Source organism: Klebsiella sp. CD33 (assembly GCF_051992865.1).
Classification (GTDB): Bacteria; Pseudomonadota; Gammaproteobacteria; order Enterobacterales; family Enterobacteriaceae; genus Klebsiella; species Klebsiella pneumoniae.
On the sequence record NZ_CP197023.1, the window covers coordinates 3268061 to 3281917 of the forward strand.

Genomic DNA, 13857 nt, shown 5'->3' on the forward strand with positions numbered 1-13857 from the left:
TCCTCAGGATCAGAGCAGGCCAGCCTGCGTCATCAGCTCAATGACCTTTTTACTGTTCAGCGAGGAAGGTTCTACCTTCGGTGCATCCAGATCTTTCAGCGGGGTCAGTTTCGGGTTAGAGGCCGCATCTACCCCCACGGCATATTCGAAGGCGTTATTGGTGCGCAGTGCATCCTGCCCCTGCTTGCCGGTGATCCATTTAATAAAGGCCTGCGCCTGCGCTTTATGTTTGCTGGAAGCCAGCACACCGCCACCGGAAATGCTGACGAAGGCGCCCGGATCCTGGTGTTTGAAGTAATACAGTTGGGTGTTTTTGCTGTTTTCGCCGGTTTTTGACTGATCGACGAAGCGGTAATAGTGGTAGATCACCCCGCCGTCGATCTGCCCGGCGTTGACCGCTTTCATCACCGTGCTATTGCCTTTGTAAGCGACAAAGTTGGTTTTCATCGCCTTCAGCCAGTCGAGAGTCGCCTGCTCACCCTTCAGCGCCAGCATCGCGCTGACGATAGCCTGGAAATCAGCCCCCGATGGCGAAGCCGCCCAGCGCCCTTTCCACTCCGGTTTTGCCAGATCCATCAGGGAATGCGGCAGCTGCGCCTCGCTGATTTTCGCCGGGTTGTAGACAAAAACGGTGCTGCGCGCGGCAATGCCGATCCAGCGCCCATGCTGCGGACGGTACTGCGCCGGAACCTGCTGCAGGGTGGCGGCATCCAGCGGGGCGAAAAGTTTGGCATTATCGACCAGCACCATCGACGGCGAGTTCTCGGTCAGAAACACATCGGCCGGCGACGCGGAGCCTTCCTGAACCAGCTGATTACCCAGTTCACTGTCATCGCCATTGCGCAGCGTGACCTTAATACCGGTCTCTTTGGTGAATCCATCCACCCACGACTTCACTAGATTTTCGTGCTGGGCGTTGTAAACCACAATCCCGTTCTGAGCGTCAGCCGCCATCCCCTGCGGCGCCAGAAACAGAGAAGCGGCAACCAGCGCTGCCGTACGGAGGGGCGATAAGCGAAATTTCATGAACGCATCCTTAATGAAATAGGGCAATAAACGGTAAATAGCCTGAACGGAGAGGATTAAATCACAGCAAAAAAAGAATGATAATGAAAACAATTATCATAAACTTAAAAAAGCAAAAAATAACGTCGGCGCACCACTCTGGATGGGAAAATGCTTAAAAACATACCGCACCGGAATTTATATTAAGAAAACATTAAATTTCGATTTTTTATTGTCGGTGGAAAAATCTGCCGTTGTTACATGCGGTAAGCGGCCTTGCCAGTGGGTATTGTGATATGGATCATATTTTTAATATGCTCAATCATCGCGAAAGATTTCCCCCTTCTACGATCATTGAAAAGCCTTTAACGCCAGATGGACGGTTCCCTTTATGCCTAATTACCTTAGCACGCTAAATAAATGAAAGAGATAAAGCGGCGAAATGCATGGATTGCCTTTTCTCTGGCACTGGTGGTATTTCTTGCTGGCGTGTTTGTCATTAACTGGCAATTGTGGCATTCAGACCAGGCCACCCATGTCGCCGCCGCCCGTCAGGCGGCGAAAAAGATCGCAGCCATTCTGGATGAGGCTCGTGAAGCGACGGCCACGGCGCTGAACGTTAGCCGCAGTGGTTGCTCCGGCCAGGGTCAATTTCAGCTCGGAACGGAAGCTGCCCTGCAGCCGCACCTGCGTACCATTCTGCTGATAAAAGATGGCCAGGTGTGGTGCTCGTCCCTGCCCGGCAATCGGGTCCTGACGCTCAGCCCTGAGTCTTTGCCTGACGAACCTCTGCTGCTGCTCCCGGCCAGAATGATGGTCAATAAACGGCCGGTACTGATCTATCAGGCGCGCGTAGCGGCGATCCGGGTGATTGTCACTATCAGCGACATCCATCTGCGTGATGCACTATATAGCGATACCGATAACAACGGGCTGGCACTCTGGGTGCAGAACCAAATGATTGCCAGATATGGCGATGTTAAGCCGCTGGCTGCTGACCCACACCAGGGCGTCTTTACCTCACCTGCCTATCCATTTCGCATTACCTACCCTGATTCACTTTTCTTTAGCCCCGGCCGCTTAGTCCATAATGGCTCCGGTCTGTTGATCTTTATTTTCTCAGTTTCGCTGCTGTTTTATTTCCTGATGCGTAAATATCTCAATGTTTATACCTCTGAAGAGGAAAGACTGCGCTACGCCATCAATCAGGGCTATATCGTTCCCTACTATCAGCCGCTGGTGAATGGGAAAACCGGAGAGATATACGGCGTGGAAATTCTCGCCCGCTGGCAAAACAGCACGACGCCATCGCGCTCGCCAGCGGAATTTATTCCACTGGCCGAACGTACCGGCTTAATTATCCCGCTGACCCGCAGCCTGATGGCGCAGGTCGCCGCCCAGATGAATCCCATCTTCAGTAAGCTGCCGGATGGGTTTCATATTGGCCTGAATATCAGCGTGTCACACATTAACGCCCTGTCGTTTATCGATGACTGCCTGCACTATCAGCGCGGCTTTGAGGGGAAAGCGGTGAAGCTGATGCTGGAGATCACGGAGCAGGAGCCGCTGTTGCTCAACGACGCGGTCGTGGACAAGCTCAATACGTTACACTCCCGCGGGTTTTCCATCGCGCTGGACGACTTTGGCACCGGCTATTCCGGGCTTTCCTGTCTCCACGAGCTGATTTTCGACTATATCAAAATCGATCAGAGTTTTGTCGGCCGGGTAACCGGGGAGGCGCCGTCAAGCAAACTGCTGGACTGCGTGATAGAGATGGCCCGGACGCTGTCACTGCGCATCATTGCCGAGGGTGTCGAAACCCAGGTCCAGCTGGAGTATCTCAATCGCCAGAATATTCATCTGCTGCAGGGCTACTATTTCTGGAAGCCGATGCCCTACGTCGCGCTGGTGATGCTCCTGCTGAGCAAACCGAAGGCGCGGATTGTCGAAGAATGAGCGGGCGCTCCATAACCCGCGGGCCTGCACCAATCTCATCACTGAGTCAACGAATTCAGCGCATCCTGTCGGGTCTCCTTAATGGAAAAGATGCGATCCATGCGGGTGAGCTTAAACAGATTTTTAATCGTGTCATTGAGTGAACACAGCGCCAACTCGCCCTGACCGTTGACGCTTTTCAGAATGGAAACCAGCGCGCCAAGGCAGCTACTGTCGATGAAATCGACGTGGTTCAGATCCAGCAGCACGTTTTTGGTATCCGGGTCGATAGCCTCCAGAACCTGCTGCTTAAACGCCTGCACGACGGAAGCATCCAGTCGGCGCACAAGAGGTACAATAATTTTTACGCCCTGCTCGGTATGTAATTCAACGTTCATGCTCATCCTCAATAGTGACTGATATCCGTCGACGAGTCCCTTTTTCGGCCGGCGTGTTCTCTCTTTAGCAGGTGATACCCCAAATATCCCGGGCGTAGCCACGTATGGTTCTGTCGCTGGAAAATTCTCCCATCCGACAAATATTGAGTAAGGCCCGACGGTGCCATTGTTCCGGCAGTTCAAAATCGGCCATCGCCTGCCGCTGGGCCTGACAATAACTGTCGAAATCCAGTAAATGACAGTAATGATCGCCCTCAGTCAACATGTGGTGAAGGGGTGCAAACAGCTCACGATCGCTGGTGAACAACCCAGACACGAGGGTATCGACAACACGCGCCATAGCCGGGTTCTGATGATAGAAATTATGGTGATGCCCAAGGCGCCGGCTCTCTTCAATCTCTTCCGCCACGGCGCCAAACAGATAAAAATTATCGATCCCCACGGCCTCGCGAATTTCGATATTCGCCCCATCATAGGTGCCGATGGTTAACGCGCCGTTCATGGCAAACTTCATATTGCTGGTGCCGGACGCCTCGGTCCCGGCGGTGGAAATTTGCTCGGAGAGGTCTGTGGCCGGAATGATTTTTTCCGCCAGCGAGACTTTGTAATCTTCGAGAAAAACCACTTTAAGCTGTCCGGCGACCTGCGGGTCGCGGTTAATTTTCCGGGCGACGGTATTAATCAACTGAATAATCAGCTTCGCCATCCGATAGCCCGGCGCCGCTTTACCCGCAAACAAATGCGCCTTAGGCGCGATAGTTTTCCCTGTCTCTTTGATATCCAGGTAAAGCGCGATCACATGAAGAATATTGAGCAACTGACGCTTATATTCATGAATACGTTTGACCTGACAATCAAACATCGCCAGCGGATCGAGGACGATGCCATAGCGTTGAGCGACCAGCTGGCTGAGCGCGGTTTTGTTGGCAAATTTAATGGCCCGGATATTATCAATAACAGCAGTATCATCGGCCAGGCTTTCCAGACTGGACAGCAAGGGTAAATCGGTTGGCCACCCTTCCCCCAGCTGTTGGTGCAAAAAAGCGGCCAGGCCGGGGTTAGCCTGCTGCACCCAGCGTCGCGGCGTGACGCCGTTGGTCTGATTAATGAATTTCTCCGGGGTCATAAAATAGAAGTCGGGCACCAGTTGTTTCTTGACCAGTTCCGAATGCAGCCATGCTACCCCGTTCACGCGATGGCTACCGACAATCGCCAGATTGGCCATACGGATTTGCTTATCGTGATGTTCGTCGATTAAAGACAGCGAAGATAACAGATGATTTTTATCCGACCAGCGCCGGGCCACCTCTTCAAGGAAACGATGGTTGATCTCAAATATAATTTGCAAATGACGCGGCAGCAGTTTTTCAAACAGCGTCACCGGCCAGGTCTCCAGCGCTTCCGGCATCAACGTATGATTCGTGTAGGCACAGGTGTTTTGCGTTATCTCCCACGCCTGCTCCCAGGGCAGCCGGTATTCATCGACGAGGATACGCATCAGCTCCACCACCGCTAATGCCGGATGGGTGTCATTCAGCTGAATCGCCACATGCTGCGGCAGGAAAGTAATATCGTCATTAACCTCGGCATAGTCGCGAAATATATCCCGCAGCGTACAGGCCACCAGAAAATACTCTTGCGTCAGCCGCAGCTCTTTTCCGGTCAGCACCTCATCGGATGGATAGAGTATTTTTGAAATATTCTCCGACGCGATTTTATCACTCACCGCCTTGATATAATCACCGCGATTGAAAATATGGATATTAAAGGAGTCAGAGGCCACCGCGCTATAAAGCCGCAGCTTGTTGGTCGTCGTATCCCGGTAACCGGAAACGAAATAGTCATGGGGTATACCGATAATCGTTTTCCAGCCCAGCCACATTGGATTGTAATTGCCATCAACATCTTCGCTGTGTTCAATATAGCCTCCCAGCGGGATCAGGATTTGCTGAGCGTGATGTTCGACCAGCCACGGGGAGTGCATGGAATGCCAGTCATCCGGATGCTCGATCTGCTGGTCATTTTGAAAGGATTGGCGAAAAAGACCATATTCGTATTTGATGCCATGCCCGGATGCGGCAATATCAAGGGTGGCCATCGAATCGATAAAACAGGCGGCTAAGCGCCCTAACCCTCCGTTACCCAGCGCGGCGTCGGGCTCTTCGTCAAGAAGGTGGTCAAGATCAAACCCCAGGTCATTCACCACCTGGTGCATCTCCGCCAGTAAATTCATATTCAAAAGGTTATTACGCAGCGACTGTCCCAGTAAAAACTCCATCGACAGATAGTAAACGCGCTTTTTACGTTCTTCACGTTGCCGCTTCTGGCTCAACAAAAAATGGTCCTGTTGAAAATGACGAATGGCCAGCGCCACCGCGTTAAAAATATCGCCATGCGTAGCTTTATTTAAGCTAACACACAATGTGTACTGTAATTGCTGTTCAACCAACGCCCGTAATTCTTTGATATTTTGCGGGTTAATGTCAGGCATGCTGACCTCTCTGGTCTCTGTATCTGCGTAAAAACCATGGCAGGTAAATCATCATTTTTCCAAGTATAGACGAAGATATTTTACCGCATGGCTTTTATTCCTCAGCACCATTGCCGTTTATAACAAGAGGCTGAATAATTAAAATAACAACCATTTGCAATGGATTGATCGTCACCTTTTCGCCAGCGATAACACTACAGACATGGCGGGTTTGCGGAGTCGGGAGGTGAAGGTGAAGTGCAGTCAGGACGGCTACAGGTAAAAGCAAAAAGGGGTTACCTTTCGGTAACCCCTTCTTTTATATGGCGGAAGCGCAGAGATTCGAACTCTGGAACCCTTTCGGGTCGCCGGTTTTCAAGACCGGTGCCTTCAACCGCTCGGCCACACTTCCGGTGTGAGGCGCACTATAAACACCTCGGCGGATGCTGTAAAGCATCATTTTGATCAACTGCCTTAAAAACAAACAATTTTGTGTTATTCGTCTGAATTTCAGGCAGTTTGCACAGAAAATCAACGCCCATCGCCGCTGGCGGATGGGTGTTTTTTAATGTACATGTCTTTGGTGTAGTAATACCCCAGCTTATCCGGCGTGAAGCCCCCTACCCAAGGTTTCACCAGATGGGTACGTACATAGTGATAGACCGGAATGGCGGGAACATCCTGCGCCAGCAGATCTTCCGCCTGCTGATAGTATTTGCCCCGGGTCGCCACGTCGGAGGCTTGCGCCGCGTTGCGCAGCGCCGCGTCGTAAGCCGGGTTGCTGTACTGACTGGTGTTCTCGCTATCCCCGGTACGGAAAGTATTGAGGAAGGTGGCGGCATCGTCGTAGTCGGCAATCCACGCGTAGCGGACGGCGTCGAAGTTATGCGTATGCATGGTATCCAGCATCGTCTTCCACTCCTGGTTCTGTAGCTTCGCCTCGACGCCGAGGTTTTTCTTCCACATAGAGCTGGCGGCAATGGCGATACGCTGGTGCGACTCAGAGGTGTTATAGAGCAGGGTAAAGACCAGCGGATGGCTTTCATCATACCCCGCCTGCGCCAGCAGTTTTTTCGCCTCGGCAATCCGTTTCTCACGCGGCCAGCTGGCGTAGTCCGGGTTATGCAGCGTCACGCCGCCGATATCCGGCTGACCGATCAGCCAGGCCGGGCGCTGGCCCTGGCCAAGCACTTTTCCGGCAATGATATCTTTATCAAGCGCCATATTCAGCGCGCGACGCACACGGGCGTCGTTAAACGGCGGCCGGGTAGTATTGAATTCGTAGTAATAGGTCGCCAGCTGCGGCGAAACGTCCAGCTGGTCGCCCATGGTTTTCTGCAACTGCGCAAACTGATTGATCGGCACCGTATAGACAATATCAATCTCCCCTGCTTTGTAGCGGTTGACATCAGCGGCCTCCGAAGAGATTGGCAGGTAAGTCACTTTATTAATAACGGTATGCGCATTATCCCAGTACTTTGCATTACGTTCAGCCACCAGCCGCTCATTCACCACCCATTGGGACAGCTTATACGGGCCGCTGGTGACGATATGCTCTGGTCGGGTCCATTTATCGGCATACCGCTCCACCAGCACTTTGTCGATCGGTACCAGCGAAGGGTGCGCCAGCATCGCCAGGAAGGCGGCATTCGGCTGGGTCAGAGTGACCTGCAGCGTGGTGTCGTTCAGCGCTTTCACCCCCAACGTCTCGGGTCCCTTTTGCCCAAGGGCAATCTCGCGGGCGTTGGCGATATGCATATTGCCAGGGTAGCTCGCGTAGGGGGAGGCTGTTGCCGGCGAGACCAGCCGTTGCCAGCTCCAGACGATATCCTGCGCTGTAATGGCCGTGCCGTCAGACCAGGTCAGACCGGGGCGTAAATGAAAGGTCCATAACAGGTTGTCTTTGTTTTCCCAGCGTTCCGCCAGTCGCGGCTGGATCGCCCCCGCTGGCGACACGTTAACCAGCCCTTCAAAGAGATCGCTAATGATATTGAATTCAACATCGCTCTCGACTTTATGCGGATCGAGTGACGCCGGTTCACTGCCGTTATTTCTGACCAGCTCCTGCTTTTCCGCCAGCTGGGTGCCCGGCGGCACCTGCGCCGCCAGCGCCCCGCCGCTCATAGCCAGCATACTGACAGCCAGGAGTGTTCGGGTGATGTGATTTTTTTTGTGTAATGTCATTTCCCTTTGCCTTTGACGTACGGGGTAATCCCCCTCTTCCACACTTAGTCGCAGAACTGCAATAAGGCAATATTTTTCAGTGACCTATAAGATTTCGATCGGCTCAGCGACGCGAAAAGCGAAAATATATCGCTTTTCCCTATCTATATAGAATTTTATGCCAGGCAAAAGCGGTAAAAACTAAGTAAAGATGGGTAAAAGCATTAGGGCTTCACGCTTGTTTTTCTTATTCTTTATCCCTAATTACATCTGTCATAAGAGAGTGACTCATGGATCGCATAATTACATCATCGCGTGACCGTTCCTCGCTGCTCAGCACGCACAAGGTTCTGCGTAACACCTACTTCCTGCTCAGCCTGACGCTGGCGTTTTCCGCTATCACCGCCACCGCCAGCACAGTGCTGATGCTCCCTTCGCCGGGTCTCATTTTGACCCTCGTGGGGATGTACGGTCTGATGTTCCTGACCTACAAAACGGCGAATAAACCCACCGGGATTATTTCCGCCTTCGCCTTCACCGGGTTCCTCGGCTATATCCTTGGGCCGATGCTGAACGCGTATCTTTCTGCCGGCATGGGCGATTTAATCGGCCTGGCGCTGGGCGGCACGGCGCTGGTCTTGTTCTGCTGCTCGGCCTATGTGCTGACGACGCGTAAAGACATGTCATTCCTTGGCGGGATGCTGATGGCCGGCGTGGTGGTCGTCCTGATTGGTATGGTCGCTAACCTGTTCCTGCAGCTGCCGGCGCTGCACCTGGCGATTAGCGCGGTGTTCATCCTGATCTCTTCGGGCGCCATCCTGTTCGAGACCAGCAACATTATCCGCGGCGGTGAAACCAACTATATCCGCGCGACGGTCAGTCTGTATGTCTCGCTGTACAACATCTTTGTCAGCCTGCTGAGCATCCTGGGCTTCGCCAGCCGGGACTAACCGCTCCCCTGCTTAACAGAGGCCTCGCTTATGCGGGGCCTTTTTTTTTGCTACACTGCGGCCAGTTTCAGGCGGTATGTGAAAAATCATGTTTATTTTTGAAGGCAACGAAATTGAAACGGATAGCGAAGGCTATCTGAAAGATACCACCCAGTGGAGCGAGGCGATGGCGGAAGTCATTGCCGCGCAGGAAGGGATAACGCTCGCCGTTGAACACTGGGAAGTAGTGCGCTTTGTGCGCGAGTTTTACCTTGAATTTAACACCTCCCCGGCGATCCGTATGCTGGTCAAGGCGATGGCCAACAAGTTTGGCGAAGAGAAAGGCAACAGCCGCTATCTCTATCGCCTGTTCCCGAAAGGACCCGCCAAACAGGCGACTAAAATCGCCGGCTTGCCGAAGCCGGTGAAGTGCATCTAATAGAGGATCGCGAATTTGTCCCAGCTGCGGGTGGGTTGATGGGGTTCGGTTAACACTCGGTCAACCCGCGCGCTGCGCGGCCCCCCGGCTTTAAGCCAGGCGATGAGTTTTTCCACCTGCTCCGCCTCGCCGCAGGCAAGCACTTCCACCCCGCCGTCATCCAGATTACGGGCATAACCGGTCACCCCCAGCTGCAGCGCTTCCCGCTGCGTGGAATAGCGAAATCCCACGCCCTGAACCGAACCGTAAACCCATGCCATTGTGCAGATACTGGCCATAATCATCTCCTTTTCGCTCACGCTATACGCTGAGGATAGCAAATTCGCTCAGCGTACATGCTTCGGCAGTAAACCATAATGCTGACGGAAGCGCGCGGTAAAGCGCGATCCCGACTGATATCCGCTGTTCTGCGCAATTTCGCCTATTGGCCGCGAGGTGGTCTGCAGCTGCCCCAGGGCGTGGGCCATCCGCACCTCCTCGACGATCTGGCGAAAACTCTGCGATTCCTGCTGCAGCCGACGGCGCAGCGTGGACTCGCCGAGAAAGAGCATTTTCGCCACCCGCGACACGCTCCATGCCTGCGCCGGCGACAGCATAATCAGCTGCCGCACCTGCGCCGACAGATCCTGCTGCCGCTCGACGAGCAGCGGGCCCGCATAGCCAGCCTCATGCAGGGCCAGCAGCAGCCCCATGGTCTGGTGCTGCTGCAGCGCGACGGACAATCCCTCCCGCACCGCCTGCAGAACGCTTTGCCACATAAACGCCAGCTCTGTCGTCACCGGTGCGCAGAGCGAGGTCATGCGCCCTGGCGGTGGTTCGCTGAGATAACGAATCTTAAACCTCGTCAGCAGCTCGGGCGTCAGCGATAGCAGATCGGAGCAAAAGAGGCCATTCTCCGGCTGGTTAATCACCTCCAGTTCCACGTCAGCTGGCAAAACAATCAGCTGTTGCGGAGTCGCCAGCACCCGGCTCTCCCCTTGCACAATAACTTTGCTGCCGCGTTTCACCCGACAGAGCGCCGGGGAGAACAGCCGCACGCGATGCAGTCTGCATAGCCGTCGGGTGGTGATCTCCGCCGCGGTTAAGGCGTTATGCTGAAAGTGGATACTCTCCATCAGACCAACCTTTTATTTTAACGCCCGGCCATCGCCGTCAACTGTGCGCTGGCGAGAGCATGGCTATGTAACAGATAGCCGACCAGCGCCCCGCTGGCCCCGGCATCCACCGGCAGCGTGGGGACATCCAGCGCCCATACCGTAAAGCGATAGCGGTGCGGTTTATCTCCCGCCGGCGGACAGGCGCCGCCGAAGCCGGCATAGCCAAAATCGTTGCGGCCCTGGACCGCTCCGCCCGGCAGTGTAGCGCTGTTTTTATCTCCCGCGCCAGCGGGCAGCGAAAAGACGCTGCTGGCGATATTGACCACCGTCCAGTGCCACCAGCCGCTGCCGGTAGGCGCATCGGGATCCCGGACGGTGACCGCGAAGCTGCGCGTACCCGCCGGGGCGTTTTTCCATGCCAGCTGCGGAGAGACATTGCCTCCGGTACAGCCGAAACCGGCAAACCAGTGCTGCTGGGCCAGCGGCTGCCCGTCACGCATATCATTGCTGCTTACGCTAAACGGCGCGGCCATCGCGCCGCTGCTCACAGCCGCTACCATCGCCACAGCCATGCGGATACCTGTTTTCATCGTCTGCTCCTCGTTGGGGTGAGAAAACAGGGTATGAGAGTCCGCACCAGCTGAATGTGCCGAAGCGCCTGCATTTTGTGCCGAAACGCTCACCTGTGCCTGCCGGGCGAAAGATGCTTGCGTGCGCCAGGTGTGCTAATCTACGCGCCATTTTTCGGTGCCGACATTCCCGTTGCTTAAAGGTAGCCCCATGACAGATTCCCTATTCCCCCGCTTAGTGTTAGCCAAAGGACGCGAGAAATCCCTGCTGCGTCGCCATCCGTGGATATTCTCCGGCGGCGTCGCCCGCATGGAAGGTAAAGCCCGCAGCGGTGAAACCATCGATATCGTTGACCATCAGGGAAAATGGCTGGCCCGCGGCGCTTACTCGCCGTCGTCGCAGATCCGCGCCCGCGTGTGGACCTTCGACCGCAATGAAGCCATCGATAGCGCCTTCTTTGAACGCCGTCTGCAGCAGGCGCAAACCTGGCGTGCCTGGCTGGCCGAGCGCGATGGCCTCGACAGCTACCGCCTGATCGCCGGCGAGTCCGATGGCCTGCCGGGCGTCACTATCGACCGCTTTGGCAACTTTTTCGTGCTGCAGCTGCTCAGCGCAGGCGCCGAATACCAGCGCGCCGCCATCATCAGCGCCCTGCAGAACCTGTTCCCGGACTGCGCCATTTACGATCGCAGCGATGTCGCCGTGCGTAAAAAAGAGGGACTGGAGCTGGCCCAGGGGCCGGTGGTGGGCGAACTGCCCCCGGCGCTGCTGCCGATCACCGAGCACGGCATGAAGCTGTTAGTCGATATCCAGGGCGGGCACAAGACCGGCTACTACCTCGACCAGCGCGACAGCCGCCTGGCCACCCGCCGCTATGTCGCGGATAAACGGGTGCTGAACTGCTTCTCCTACACCGGCGGCTTTGCGGTGTCGGCGCTGATGGGCGGCTGCCGCCAGGTCACCAGCGTGGATACCTCGCAGGAGGCGCTCGACGTTGCCCGCCAGAACGTGGAGATCAACGGACTGGATCTGTCCAAAGCGGAGTTTGTGCGCGACGACGTGTTCAAACTGCTGCGTAAATACCGCGATCAGGGAGAGAAATTCGACGTGATCGTGATGGATCCGCCGAAGTTCGTGGAAAATAAAAGCCAGCTGATGGGCGCCTGCCGCGGCTATAAAGATATCAATATGCTGGCGATCCAGCTGCTGAACCCCGGCGGCGTGCTGCTGACATTCTCCTGCTCCGGGCTGATGACCACCGATTTATTTCAGAAAATCATCGCCGATGCCGCAATTGATGCCGGGCGTGATGTACAATTTATAGAACAGTTCCGTCAGGCTGCCGACCACCCGGTGATCGCAACCTACCCGGAAGGGCTGTATCTGAAGGGGTTTGCCTGTCGCGTCATGTAACTTGAAAAACGAAACATGAGCCTCATATAGGGAGTATTCATGTTTCCCAGGAGGTGCCTATGATAGCCAGCAAATTCGGTATCGGCCAACAGGTCCGCCATACGCTCTTGGGCTACCTGGGCGTCATCGTCGATGTCGATCCCGAGTATTCGCTCGCGGAGCCGGAAGAGGATGAAATTGCCGCCAATGACGAACTGCGCGCGGCGCCCTGGTACCATGTGGTGATGGAAGATGATGATGGCCAGCCGATTCACACCTATCTGGCAGAAGCGCAGCTGAGCAGCGAAACCCGCGACGAACACCCGGAACAGCCGTCCCTTGACGAACTGGCCAAAACGATTCGTCAGCAGCTGCAGGCTCCGCGCCTTCGCAACTAAAATAAAACCCCGCTAACGCGGGGTTTTATTTTATTTCGCCAACCCTAGTCGCGGTAGTTCAATGGCCGGGCAGCGATCCATCACTACGCTCAATCCGGCTTCCCTGGCCAGCACCGCAGCCTGCTCATTGATCACCCCCAGCTGCAGCCATAGCGTTTTCGCGCCGATGGCTATCGCCTCCTGCGCTACGCCCCACGCCGCTTCTGAATTACGGAAGACATCAACCATGTCGACCTTTTCCGGAACGTCGGCGAGCGTCGCATACCCCTGTTGTCCCAGCAGCGTCTTGCCCGCCACCTTCGGCGAAACCGGGATAACGTGATACCCCTGATCCAGCAGATACTTCATGACCCGGTAGCTCGGACGGTCAGGCTTGTCGCTGGCTCCGACCAGCGCAATCGTCCGTGTCGAGGTCAGGATGCCAGCAATATCATTCTCTTTCATGGTTTCCTCCTGCTATTTCACCTAAGTGTATGCTAATCCGCAGCAGGGGGCCATCCAGCCTAACCCACAGATTCAGCAAAATTTTCATCCCCGATGCTTGCAGCGACAGCCACATTCAGTAATCTGTTTGCAGGTCAAAATGTGGAATGAAAATATGGAACTGACAACACGTACCCTGCCTGCGCAAAAACATATCGCGCTGGTGGCTCACGATCACTGCAAAGATATGCTGATGAAATGGGTTGCTCGCCATCAGGCGCTGCTGGCGCAACATATTTTGTATGCTACCGGCACTACCGGTAATCTCGTCTCCCGGGCTACCGGCCTGGAGGTTAATGCCATGCTGAGCGGTCCGATGGGCGGCGACCAGCAGGTGGGTGCCCTCATTTCAGAAGGCAAAATCGACGTGCTGATCTTCTTCTGGGATCCGCTGAACGCCGTTCCCCACGACCCGGATGTCAAAGCGTTGCTGCGCCTGGCCACCGTCTGGAACATTCCGGTCGCCACTAACGTCTCCACCGCTGACTTTATTATCCAGTCACCGCACTTCGGTCAACCGCTAGATATTCTGATCCCGGATTATCCACGCTATCTTGCCGAGCGCCTGAAATAATCGA

Annotated in this window: 13 protein-coding genes, 1 tRNA gene and 2 pseudogenes; 7 read left to right on the forward strand and 9 right to left on the reverse strand. The window is 55.0% G+C overall.

Annotated elements, in window-relative coordinates; translation table 11 throughout:
• Window positions 1-9 precede the first annotated feature (9 nt).
• The gene (locus ACR809_RS16310) at window positions 10-1026 is read right to left on the reverse strand and encodes an iron ABC transporter substrate-binding protein (protein WP_004179245.1); all 1017 of its coding nucleotides are present in this window, start codon (window positions 1024-1026) and stop codon (window positions 10-12) included.
• Between the two features lie 399 nt (window positions 1027-1425).
• Here ACR809_RS16310 and ACR809_RS16315 point away from each other — a divergent pair.
• Together ACR809_RS16315 and ACR809_RS16320 are read left to right on the forward strand one after the other, a co-directional pair.
• A pseudogene (locus tag ACR809_RS16315) lies at window positions 1426-2037 on the forward strand (CSS-motif domain-containing protein); the annotation flags it as partial.
• A 162-nt stretch (window positions 2038-2199) separates the two neighbouring features.
• Window positions 2200-2961: pseudogene (locus ACR809_RS16320) on the forward strand (EAL domain-containing protein); the annotation flags it as partial.
• Between the two features lie 38 nt (window positions 2962-2999).
• Here ACR809_RS16320 and ACR809_RS16325 read toward each other — a convergent pair.
• From ACR809_RS16325 to ACR809_RS16340, 4 genes are all read right to left on the reverse strand, one after another.
• Window positions 3000-3338 carry an STAS domain-containing protein gene (locus ACR809_RS16325; RefSeq protein ID WP_117076696.1) on the reverse strand — a complete coding sequence of 113 codons (339 nt, stop codon included), beginning with the start codon at window positions 3336-3338 and terminating at the stop codon, window positions 3000-3002.
• 64 nt (window positions 3339-3402) lie between these two features.
• Entirely contained in the window at window positions 3403-5829 is a 2427-nt protein-coding gene (locus ACR809_RS16330) for a glycogen/starch/alpha-glucan phosphorylase (protein WP_122051431.1), read from the reverse strand.
• Between the two features lie 303 nt (window positions 5830-6132).
• A tRNA-Ser gene (locus tag ACR809_RS16335) sits at window positions 6133-6220 on the reverse strand.
• Window positions 6221-6339: 119 nt separating this feature from the next.
• Window positions 6340-7992, reverse strand: a complete 1653-nt coding sequence (locus ACR809_RS16340) for an ABC transporter substrate-binding protein (RefSeq protein ID WP_023286208.1) — start codon at window positions 7990-7992, stop codon at window positions 6340-6342.
• Window positions 7993-8261: 269 nt separating this feature from the next.
• On the opposite strand from ACR809_RS16340, the gene yccA reads away from it, so the two are divergent.
• Both yccA and tusE read left to right on the forward strand, forming a co-directional pair.
• A complete protein-coding gene (gene yccA / locus ACR809_RS16345) occupies window positions 8262-8921 on the forward strand; it encodes an FtsH protease modulator YccA (protein ID WP_122051432.1) in 660 nt (219 codons plus the stop codon).
• Between the two features lie 88 nt (window positions 8922-9009).
• Entirely contained in the window at window positions 9010-9339 is a 330-nt protein-coding gene (gene tusE, locus ACR809_RS16350) for a sulfurtransferase TusE (protein ID WP_002898457.1), read from the forward strand.
• On the opposite strand, the gene yccX is transcribed toward tusE, so the two are convergent.
• From yccX to ACR809_RS16365, 3 genes are read right to left on the reverse strand one after another with little or no spacing between them, the layout of a single operon-like run.
• Complete coding sequence (yccX, locus tag ACR809_RS16355) at window positions 9336-9617, reverse strand: acylphosphatase (protein WP_004150835.1); 282 nt, start codon at window positions 9615-9617, stop codon at window positions 9336-9338. The two genes, tusE and yccX, sit on opposite strands and share 4 nt — an antisense overlap.
• A 48-nt stretch (window positions 9618-9665) precedes the next feature.
• Window positions 9666-10454, reverse strand: coding sequence for an AraC family transcriptional regulator (locus ACR809_RS16360; RefSeq protein ID WP_122051433.1), 789 nt, complete (start codon window positions 10452-10454; stop codon window positions 9666-9668).
• Window positions 10455-10471: 17 nt separating this feature from the next.
• Entirely contained in the window at window positions 10472-11026 is a 555-nt protein-coding gene (locus tag ACR809_RS16365; protein ID WP_004210995.1) for a YbhB/YbcL family Raf kinase inhibitor-like protein, read from the reverse strand.
• 190 nt (window positions 11027-11216) lie between these two features.
• Here ACR809_RS16365 and rlmI point away from each other — a divergent pair, with 190 nt between their 5' ends.
• Window positions 11217-12419, forward strand: a complete 1203-nt coding sequence (gene rlmI / locus ACR809_RS16370) for a 23S rRNA (cytosine(1962)-C(5))-methyltransferase RlmI (protein ID WP_004141630.1) — start codon at window positions 11217-11219, stop codon at window positions 12417-12419.
• Window positions 12420-12478: 59 nt separating this feature from the next.
• Window positions 12479-12796 (forward strand): heat shock protein HspQ, encoded by a 318-nt coding sequence (gene hspQ, locus ACR809_RS16375; RefSeq protein WP_002898441.1) that lies wholly within the window; start codon window positions 12479-12481, stop codon window positions 12794-12796.
• 30 nt (window positions 12797-12826) lie between these two features.
• On the opposite strand, the gene ACR809_RS16380 is transcribed toward hspQ, so the two are convergent.
• Window positions 12827-13240 (reverse strand): CoA-binding protein, encoded by a 414-nt coding sequence (locus ACR809_RS16380; RefSeq protein WP_004144085.1) that lies wholly within the window; start codon window positions 13238-13240, stop codon window positions 12827-12829.
• A 154-nt stretch (window positions 13241-13394) separates the two neighbouring features.
• On the opposite strand from ACR809_RS16380, the gene mgsA reads away from it, so the two are divergent.
• On the forward strand, window positions 13395-13853 hold the full coding sequence (gene mgsA / locus ACR809_RS16385) for a methylglyoxal synthase (protein WP_002898432.1): 459 nt from the start codon (window positions 13395-13397) through the stop codon (window positions 13851-13853).
• Window positions 13854-13857: the final 4 nt, after the last annotated feature.